This is a genomic window from Streptomyces sp. NPDC055506 (assembly GCF_053643595.1).
In genome coordinates, this window is record NZ_JBSHKH010000037.1 from 59,655 (window position 1) to 68,283 (window position 8,629).

Annotated in this window: 7 protein-coding genes and 1 pseudogene; 4 read left to right on the forward strand and 4 right to left on the reverse strand. The window is 71.8% G+C overall.

Going from position 1 to position 8,629, the window contains the following annotated elements:
* Positions 1 to 117 precede the first annotated feature (117 nt).
* Positions 118 to 1,584, forward strand: coding sequence for a membrane-associated oxidoreductase (locus ACWIF2_RS16825; RefSeq protein WP_454361151.1), 1,467 nt, complete (start codon positions 118 to 120; stop codon positions 1,582 to 1,584).
* Here ACWIF2_RS16825 and ACWIF2_RS16830 read toward each other — a convergent pair.
* On the reverse strand, positions 1,571 to 3,367 hold the full coding sequence (locus ACWIF2_RS16830; protein ID WP_454361152.1) for a bifunctional sugar phosphate isomerase/epimerase/4-hydroxyphenylpyruvate dioxygenase family protein: 1,797 nt from the start codon (positions 3,365 to 3,367) through the stop codon (positions 1,571 to 1,573). The genes ACWIF2_RS16825 and ACWIF2_RS16830 overlap by 14 nt on opposite strands.
* A 43-nt stretch (positions 3,368 to 3,410) precedes the next feature.
* Positions 3,411 to 4,286: a shikimate dehydrogenase gene (locus ACWIF2_RS16835; RefSeq protein ID WP_454361153.1), complete on the reverse strand. Its 876-nt coding sequence runs from the start codon at positions 4,284 to 4,286 to the stop codon at positions 3,411 to 3,413.
* A 141-nt stretch (positions 4,287 to 4,427) separates the two neighbouring features.
* Between ACWIF2_RS16835 and ACWIF2_RS16840 the strand changes: the two genes are divergently transcribed.
* Together ACWIF2_RS16840 and ACWIF2_RS16845 are read left to right on the forward strand one after the other, a co-directional pair.
* On the forward strand, positions 4,428 to 5,093 hold the full coding sequence (locus ACWIF2_RS16840; protein ID WP_382486557.1) for a TetR/AcrR family transcriptional regulator: 666 nt from the start codon (positions 4,428 to 4,430) through the stop codon (positions 5,091 to 5,093).
* A 162-nt stretch (positions 5,094 to 5,255) separates the two neighbouring features.
* The gene (locus tag ACWIF2_RS16845) at positions 5,256 to 6,614 is read left to right on the forward strand and encodes an MFS transporter (RefSeq protein ID WP_454361154.1); all 1,359 of its coding nucleotides are present in this window, start codon (positions 5,256 to 5,258) and stop codon (positions 6,612 to 6,614) included.
* A gap of 97 nt (positions 6,615 to 6,711) precedes the next feature.
* Here the strand turns inward: ACWIF2_RS16845 and ACWIF2_RS16850 are convergent, their stop codons facing one another.
* Positions 6,712 to 7,122 carry a VOC family protein gene (locus ACWIF2_RS16850; RefSeq protein WP_454361155.1) on the reverse strand — a complete coding sequence of 137 codons (411 nt, stop codon included), beginning with the start codon at positions 7,120 to 7,122 and terminating at the stop codon, positions 6,712 to 6,714.
* Between the two features lie 108 nt (positions 7,123 to 7,230).
* On the reverse strand, positions 7,231 to 7,620 hold the full coding sequence (locus ACWIF2_RS16855; protein ID WP_454361156.1) for a VOC family protein: 390 nt from the start codon (positions 7,618 to 7,620) through the stop codon (positions 7,231 to 7,233).
* A gap of 300 nt (positions 7,621 to 7,920) precedes the next feature.
* Between ACWIF2_RS16855 and ACWIF2_RS16860 the strand changes: the two are divergent.
* Positions 7,921 to 8,629: pseudogene (locus ACWIF2_RS16860) on the forward strand (IS200/IS605 family accessory protein TnpB-related protein); the annotation flags it as partial.

Below are 8,629 nucleotides of genomic sequence, written 5' to 3' on the forward strand. Positions count from 1 at the left end.
CTACTAGGCCTTTCGTCCGGTGCGGCGAGAGTGCGTGCCGGACGTCGGGACGCCGCGGAGATCCACCAGAAGCCCCCTGGTTGACAGCCTCCGGCCGGCGCGCAAGAGTCCCCGCTGATGGAGATCGACAATATGACACCCGCCGAGGAGCGGGTGTGGCGTGCCTTTTCACGCGGGCAGGACGTGGACTTCCGGGAGCCGGGGGACGAGGATCCGGAGCGAGGCGCGGACTGGGGCCCCGAACGGACCGTGCGCGCGGCCGTGTTGCGGGCCCTGTTGCTGAGGGCGCCGCAGGAGGACGGGGAGACCGCCGCCCTCAGAGTGGCGGGCGCGCGGATCACCGGGGTGCTCAGCCTGCAGTACGGCGACATCGACCACGCCGTGCGATTGAGCCACTGTTTCTTCGAGAAGACACCCGGGCTGTACGCGGCGCGCCTGCGCCAGCTGAACCTGCGCGGCTCCGTCCTGCCCGGCCTGGACGCCGCCACCCTGCGGGTGGACGGCGTCCTGCGCATGTCGGACTGCCTCTTCGACGGGCCCGTGCGGCTCGGCGGCGCGCAGATCGCCGGGGCGCTGTTCCTGGACCGGGCCGACATCGGCGAACCGCCCGCCGGTCAGCCGGCCCTCCAGCTCAACCATGTGACCGTCGGCGACGGCCTGTCGGCACCGGGCCTGCGGACGCGGGGCGAGGTGCGGCTGACGGGCGCGTCGGTCGCCGGGTCCGTCGATCTGGGCGAGGCCCGGCTGCGGGGCCCCACGGGTGACGTCGTCCTCGACGCGGAACTGGCCGCGGTGGAAGGGGACGTCCTGCTGCGCCGCGTTGAGGTGTACGGCTGGATCGGCCTGCGCGGCTCCCGGATCGGGGGTCGCCTCGACCTGTCGCACGCCCGTTTGTCGAACCCCGGTGACGCCGCGCTGCGGGCCAGCAGCTGCACCATCGGGGAGGTCTGGCTGCGCAAGATGCCGCCCATGGAGGGCACGCTCAACCTGCGCCGCGCCCAGGTGGACGTCCTGTGGCTGGAGCCGGACGTGGTCCCGGAGGAGGTCCTGCTCGACAGCCTCGTCTACACCTCCCTCACTCCGCACGCGCCCGCCGAGCGCCGTCTGGCCATGCTGGAGCGGGACGGCGAGGGCTATGTCCCGCACGCCTACGAGCAGTTGACCGCCGCCTACCGAAGGATCGGCGACGACCACGCCGCCCGCCAGGTCCAGCTCGCCAAGCAGCGCCGCCACCGCGGCACCCTCTCCTGGTACGGCAGGCTGTGGGGCTATGTCCAGGACGCCACCGTCGGCTACGGCTTCCGCCCGCTGCGGGCCGCGGGCTGGCTGGTGTCGCTGCTCGTGATCGGCTCCGTCGCCTACGCGCTGCACCACCCTCAGCCGCTGAAGGCGGACGAGGCCCCGCAGTTCAACCCCGTGTTCTACACGCTCGACCTGCTCCTGCCCGTGATCTCCTTCGGGCAGGAAGGGGCGTTCGCCCCGGCCGACGGCTACCAGTGGCTCTCCTACGCCCTCGTCCTCACCGGCTGGATCCTCGCCACGACGGTCGTCACCGGCATCACCCGGACCGTCAGCCGCCAGTGAGGGCCCGCACCGTGTGCTGGGCCGCCAGCCGTACCGGGGCGTTGGCGGCGCCGTAGCCGCGGTAGCCGTCGTCGCGCTGGACCAGTTCGAAGAAGACGCGGCCGATGGTCCGGGTGTAGCAGTGGCGGAAGGCGCCGTGGGCGTCGCGGTCGTAGAGGATGCCGAGGTCGCGGTAGGTCTCCAGCTCCCCGTCGGTGAACTCGAAGCGGGCGGCGAGGTCGTCGTAGTAGTTCGCGGGGACGGGCAGCATCCGGCCGCCTGCCGCACGGAAGCGGCGGGCCGCGGCGACCACGTCGTCGGTGGCCAGGGCGATGTGCTGGGCGTGCACGGTGTCGTCCGTGGGCGCGGCACCGACGGTGAGGGCGATCCGGACGCTGCCGTCGGGGTTGGTGACGGCACGGCTGCGCAGCAGGCCGTAGGGGTCGGCGACGTCCACGCTCTCCTGGGCGTGCAGGCCGAGCACCCCGCGGTGGAAGAGGGCCGCCTCGTCGAAGTGGTGCCAGGGCTGGGTCAGGGCGAGGTGGTCGATGCGGCTGATGCCCGTGGGGGCGGGGGCCTGGCCGGTGTCCTCGAAGTCGGCCCGCCAGTCGGGCAGTTCCGGGCGGCCGGTGGCGCAGAAGAAGAGCTCCGTGCCGTCGGGGGCGGCGACCGCGTCCAGCGGGGCGTCCTCGGGTGCGCGGCGGCGGGGCAGGACGGGGGCGAGCAGTGCCTCGGCACGCCGGGCCGCCGCGGCCGGGTCGGGTGACTCCAGCCCGATCGCGGCGAGCCGGGTGCCGTCACGGCGGACGGCCGGCCCGGTGTTGACGAGGATCCGGGCCTCGCCCTGCTCCCAGAGGGCGACGGGCTTGCCGCGGTGCCGGGCGGTGCGGGTGAAGCCGAGGGAGCCGAGCAGAGCGGTGAGGGGCTCGGCGTCGGGCGTGACCAGCTCGGCGAAGGCGACGCCGGTGGGGACGACGGGGTCGGGCAGGGGTGCCCGGCCGACCGTCTCCTGGAGGACCAGCAGGGAGCGCCGGGCGTCCACGGCGGTCGGGCCGGCGTCGGCCTGCCGGAAGACGTCGTTGAAGACCTCCAGGGAGAGCGGGCCGTCGTAGCCGGTGCGCAGGACGTGCCGCACGAGGCCGGCCACGTCGAAGCCGCCCTGGCCGGGGAAGCAGCGGTAGTGGCGGCTCCACTGGAGGACGTCCATGGCGAGCAGCGGGGCGTCGGCGAGCTGGAGGAAGAAGATCTTCTCGCCGGGGATGTCCTCGATGCCCTTGGGGTCCGAGCCGCGCGAGAGGATGTGGAAGCTGTCCAGGCAGGTGCCGAGCGCCGGGTGGTCCGCCGTCTCGACGATGCGCCAGGCGTGGTCGTACGTACTGACGTGCCGCCCCCAGGCGAGCGCCTCGTAGGCCACCTTGACGCCGGACTCCCGCGCGAGGTCGGCGAGCCGGCTGAGCTGCTCGGCGGCGAGGGCGTCGTCGTCCACGGCCTGCGGGGAGACGCTGGAGCAGACGAGGACGGTGCCGGCGCCGAGCCTGCGCATCAGCTCGAACTTGTGGCGGGCCCGCCGCAGGTTCCGGGCGAACTCGGCCTCGGGCACGGCCTCGATGTCCCGCATCGGCTGGAAGAGGTCGATGGTCAGTCCGAGGTCGGCGCAGCGGGCGCGGATGTCCTCGGGGGTGAGGGGGCTGGCCAGCAGATCGTTCTCGAAGATCTCCACCCCGTCGAAGCCGGCCCGGGCCGCGGCGTCGAGCTTCCCGGTGAGGGATCCGCTGAGGGAGACGGTGGCGATGGACGTACGCACGTCGGTACCTCTCTCTGGGCGTGTCGTTCGGACTCGGAACCCCCTAGTTCGATGCCCCTACCGCCCCGGCCAGTTCGGTCAGGTCCTTCAGCATCCGCGCGGCGTCGGGTTCCCGGCCGGTGAACAGGCGGAACGCGTCGGCGGCCTGGAAAGCGGCCATGCCGCCGCCGTCGAGGGTGGCGCAGCCCAGCGCGCGGGCGGTGCGCAGCAGTTCGGTCTCCAGCGGACGGTAGACCACCTCGGCGACCCACAGGCCGGGGTGGAGCAGCTCGGCCTGCAGGGGCAGGCCGGGGTGGGCCGCCATGCCGGTGGGCGTGGCGTGGACGATGCCGTCGGCGTGCGCGAGCAGCTCGGCCTGCCGTTCCGGGGGTGCGGCGGCGGCACGGCCCTGGCCGAAGGCGCGGTTCAGGGAGCCGGCCAGGGCCGCGGCCCGTTCGGGCAGCGCGTCGACGACGGTGACCCGCTCGGCGCCGAGGGTGAGCGTGGCGTGGGCGACGGCCGCGCCCGCACCGCCGGCGCCGAGCTGCACGACCCGCTCCAGCGGTGCGTCGGGCAGCCCGCGCGCGAAGGACGCGGCGAAGCCGGTGACGTCCGTGTTGTGGCCGACGGCCCGGCCGTCCTCGAAGACGACGGTGTTGACCGCGCCCAGCGCCTCGGCCTGCGGGGCGAGCGCGTCCAGGTGCTCGATGACGAGCTGCTTGCAGGGGTGCGTGATGTTGAGCCCGTCGAAGCCCAGGTCGCGGGCGGCCCGCACCAGATCGCCCACCGCCTCCGGCGGCACCCCGAGCGGGTCGATGTCGATGAGCCGGTACAGCAGGCGCAGGCCCTGGCGGTCGGCCTCCCTCTCGTGCAACGCCGGACTGAGCGACGGGCCGATGCCGGAACCGATCAGTCCGACGAGATACGAGTCCTTGGGCACACGGGCCTCCCGAGCAGCTCACTAATGTACGAACTAGTACGTTAGCTATATCAGCCGAGCACGGCCACGGGAAGCCCCCGCCGGGCGCGGGCCCCTCCTTCTAGAATCACCGGCACCGGCCCCTCCGCCCAAAGGAACCTGATGACCAGCGTCGAAGAACCGGCACGTCCTGGCGAGCGCATCCGTGACGCCGCCCGCACCCAGGCCGAGATCCTCGACGTCGCCACGCAGGAGTTCGCACGGGCCGGCTACGACGGGGCCCGGGTGGACGAGATCGCCGCCCGCACCCGCACCACGAAGCGGATGATCTACTACTACTTCGGCGGCAAGGAACAGTTGTTCACGACCGTGCTGGAGCGGGCGTACGGCGTGATCCGGGAGGCCGAGCAGCAGCTCGACGTCGAGCACCTGGACCCGGTGGCGGCGATCCGGCGCCTGGCCGAGGTGACCTTCGACCACCACGAGCAGCACCCGGACTTCATCCGCCTGGTCAGCATCGAGAACATCCACGGAGCCCAGCACATCGCGGGCTCCGAGAAGCTCGGGAAGATCGGCTCCCCCGCCCTGGACGTGATCCGCCGGATCCTGGCCTCGGGCCAGGAGTCGGGCCTGTTCACGGCCGGCGTCGACGCCGTCGACCTGCACGCGATGATCTCCTCCTACTGCTTCTTCCGGGTCTCCAACCGGCACACCTTCGGTGCGCTGTTCGGCCGCGACCTGCTGGATCCGGCGCAGCGCGCGCACTACCGCACCATGCTGGGCGACATGGTGATCGCGTATCTGACGGCGGAGCGCACGGCGGACTGAACGTCCGACGCACAACCTCTTGACACCGGCGGCACGCGGGCGCAGCATCACTGGCCATCCCCTACTAACTACCCAGTGGGTTAATTAGCCGCGATCCGGCCCGCCCTCTCTGCTCGCCGTTCGTCTCACTCCGCCTATGGTGGAGCCCGCTAAGGAGCCGCCGTGTCCGTCCCCGCAACGCCCCGAGGGGCCGCCGCCCCACCCGGTCAGCCCAGGAAAGCCGCGACCGCCGCCTGGATCGGCAGCGCACTGGAGTACTACGACTTCTTCATCTACGGCAGCGCCGCCGCGCTGATCTTCCCCGCCGTGTTCTTCGACAAGTCCGACCCGGCCACCGCCACGCTGCTGTCGCTGGCCACGTTCGGCGTCGCGTACGCCGCCCGCCCGGTCGGCGCGCTGGTCCTCGGCCACTACGGGGACAAGCTCGGCCGCAAGAAGATCATGGTCTTCACGCTGATGCTGATGGGCCTGTCGACGTTCCTGATCGGCTGTCTGCCGACCCGGGACCAGGTCGGCACGCTCGCCCCGGCCCTGCTGGTGCTGTGCCGGGTGCTCCAGGGCATCTCGGCGGCGGGCGAACAGGCCAGCGCCAACTCCATGACGCTGGAACACGCGCCGCCGGGCCGGCGCGGCTTCTTCACCAGTTTCACCCTCAGCGGCACCCAGGGCGGCCAGCTGCTGGCCACGCTGGTCTTCATCCCGGTCGCCGCGCTGCCCGAGGAGCAGTTGCTGTCGTGGGGCTGGCGGGTGCCGTTCTGGCTGAGCGTCGGGGTCGCCGTCGTCGGCTGGGTCATCCGGCGCAAGCTGGACGAGACCCCGGCCTTCGAGCAGCAGGCCGCCGAGGAGGGCGTCGTCAAGCTGCCGCTGGTGGTGCTGATGCGCGAGCACTGGGCGGATGTGCTGCGGGTGATCGCGGGCGCGCTCATCGCCTCGGTCAGCACCATCTTCACGGTGTGGGCACTGGCGTACGCCACCAGCGACGCGGTCGGCATGTCGCGTACCGCCATGCTGTGGGTGGGCGCCCTGGCCAATGTCGTCGCGCTCGCCGCGATCCCGCTGTGGGCCACGCTGTCCGACCGGATCGGCCGCCGCCCGGTGTTCCTGATCGGCGCGGCCGGCAGCGCGGTGACGATGTTCCTGTACCTGTGGGCCGTCTCCACGGGCTCCTACCCGCTGACGCTCCTGACGGGCATCCTCTGCTTCGGCGTGGTCTACAGCGCCGCGAACGGTGTGTGGCCCGCCTTCTACGGCGAGATGTTCACGACCCGGGTCCGGCTGTCGGGCGTGGCCATCGGCACGCAGATCGGCTTCGCGGCGGCCGGGTTCGCGGTGACGTTCGCCGCGCAGATCGCCGGGCCGGACGGCGACGACTGGTCGGCGGTGGCCCTGTTCGCGGCGGCGCTGTGCGTGCCGCCGGTGATCGCGGCGCTGTCCGCTCGCGAGACGAACCGGGTGCCCACAGAGGTCCTCGGTGAGCGTGCCGCCCGAGAGGCTGAGCGCCCGGAGAAGGTGACGGCCTGACCACCGTTTGATGCCGGGTGCGGCGCGTGGGGGCTGGTCGCGCCCACGCGGCGGAGCCGCACATGCAAGCGGCCCCGCGCCCCTTTAGGTCGTCTGTTCAGCTGTTGGACCAGGCTCGGCAGCACAGGACCAAGCGGTAGCCGTCGGGGTCCTCGATCGTGACGCCCCACTCGTTCCAGTAAGGGTTGGGCGACTCCACCCGCTTGCCGCCGTGCTGCTCCAGGCGGGCGATGAGGTCGTCCGGGATCGGGCCGTCGGCGTAGATCACCAGCAGGTCCTCCTCGGTGGGGCGGGGCTCGACCGGCCGGGCGGCCTCATGCACGAGCTCCAGATGCCAGTCGGCGTCGGGCCAGCCGAGCATCAGCAGGTCGTGCTCCCCGGGTTGGTCCCCGCCCTCGGCCCGCCACACCACGTCGAGGCCGAGCCCCTCGCACCAGAACCGCTCGGCCACCGCCAGGTCCCGGGAGGGCCGGGCGATACGGATGTGGCTGCGACCGTGCACGGGCATGGTGACCTCTTCTCGTGGCGTCCTGGTCCGCGGTGGCCGCGCACCCGTCTCGCAGCCTAGGAATCCGGCCGCCGCATGACATCGGCCATCGGTCCTGCGCCCTGGGGCTTAGGCCTTGGTGTGCACGATCTGGATGAGATTGCCGCAGGTGTCGTCCAGCACCGCCGTGGTGAGCGGGCCCATCTCCGTCGGCTCCTGTGTGAACCGCACCCCGAGCCCGCGCAGCCGCTCGTACTCCGCGTGCACATCGTCCACGGCGAACGAGGCCGCCGGGATGCCGTCGTCGACCAGCGCCGTCTTGTACGGCTGTACCGCCGGATGGCCCGAGGGCTCGAGGAGCAGCTCGGTGCCTTCGAGGTCCTCCGGTGACACCACGGTCAGCCAGCGGTCCGTCCCCACCGGGACGTCGTGCTTCTTCACGAAGCCCAGCACGTCCGTGTAGAAGCTCCGGGCTTTTTCCTGGTCGTCGACGAAGACGCTGGTGATGTGGATCCTCATGAGCTGCTCTCCGGAGTGTCGGACCTGATCTCGGACAGGCGGCGGCCGTCCCGTTCGACGGTACCGGTGACCTGTGACATTCACCTGTTGCTGCGCGGTCCGTGCGGGGTTGTGAGCTGTTGCCGGGTGGCAGCGCTTGAGTGAGTTCTGGTGCGCATGAGTGAGGGTTCGGCTGGTTGTCGGGGGGCGGGCCTGGCGGCGGGAACGGAAGTTCGTAGTTCGAATGGGTGACCTTTCCCGGTGGTGGTCGTTGGGTGTGACGGCGAGTGTCTTCGAGCCTTGGAGGGGAAGGTGATGGCGGTGGGTGGACTGCGGGACGTGGCTGCGCCGTTCGTCGCTCTCGGCCCCTCCGGAGTGGCGGTGCGTGACCGTCTGAAGCACCTGACTTGCGGGGACGAGGAGGTGCTCAGGCTGGTGGGCGCTCATCTGGGATCGCTCGCGTCGAAGGACCTCAAAGCCCGCTGCGTGGACGGGCTTGGACACTCCGCCGAGACCTGGGCGGCACGCAAGCGGGAGCTGACGGCCCTGTCGTCCTCGCGGTGGGCGGGAAGTATCACCAAGGCCACGCACGATCAGTGGGCACTGGCCCGGCGCGGGCAGACGGCGCACCTTCGGTCTCTCGAAGCCGGTGTCCAGGCGATCCGGCACCGCCTGTCGCTCCCGGTCGGCGCGAAGGGCACCAAACACGCTCCCGGCGGCTACCGCTCCGCCCGTGAATGGTTCACCAAATCGCGCCGCCTGCACGTGCTTGAGGATCGGCTCGCCACGGTCCGCGCCGACCGGGACAGCGGTGTCGTGCACGTGGCGCGGGGCGGCAGACGGCTGCTGGGCACCCGCCACCACCTCGACACCGCGCAGCTCACCAAGACCCAATGGCGGACACGCTGGGAAGCCGGGCGCTGGTTCCTCGCCGCTGACGGGGAGTCCGGGAAACGCTTCGGCAACGAGACGATCCGCATCACGCCCGACGGCGAGGTCAGCATCAAGCTCCCGGCCCCGCTCGCCGAGC

What these genes read in the sequence shown, in the direction of transcription:
- ACWIF2_RS16840 (WP_382486557.1), top strand. Translation starts at nt 4,428, where the DNA reads ATGACCAGCGTCGAAGAACCGGCACGTCCTGGCGAGCGCATCCGTGAC.
- ACWIF2_RS16850 (WP_454361155.1), bottom strand. Translation starts at nt 7,122, where the DNA reads ATGCCCGTGCACGGTCGCAGCCACATCCGTATCGCCCGGCCCTCCCGG.
- ACWIF2_RS16825 (WP_454361151.1), top strand. Translation starts at nt 118, where the DNA reads ATGGAGATCGACAATATGACACCCGCCGAGGAGCGGGTGTGGCGTGCC.
- ACWIF2_RS16855 (WP_454361156.1), bottom strand. Translation starts at nt 7,620, where the DNA reads ATGAGGATCCACATCACCAGCGTCTTCGTCGACGACCAGGAAAAAGCC.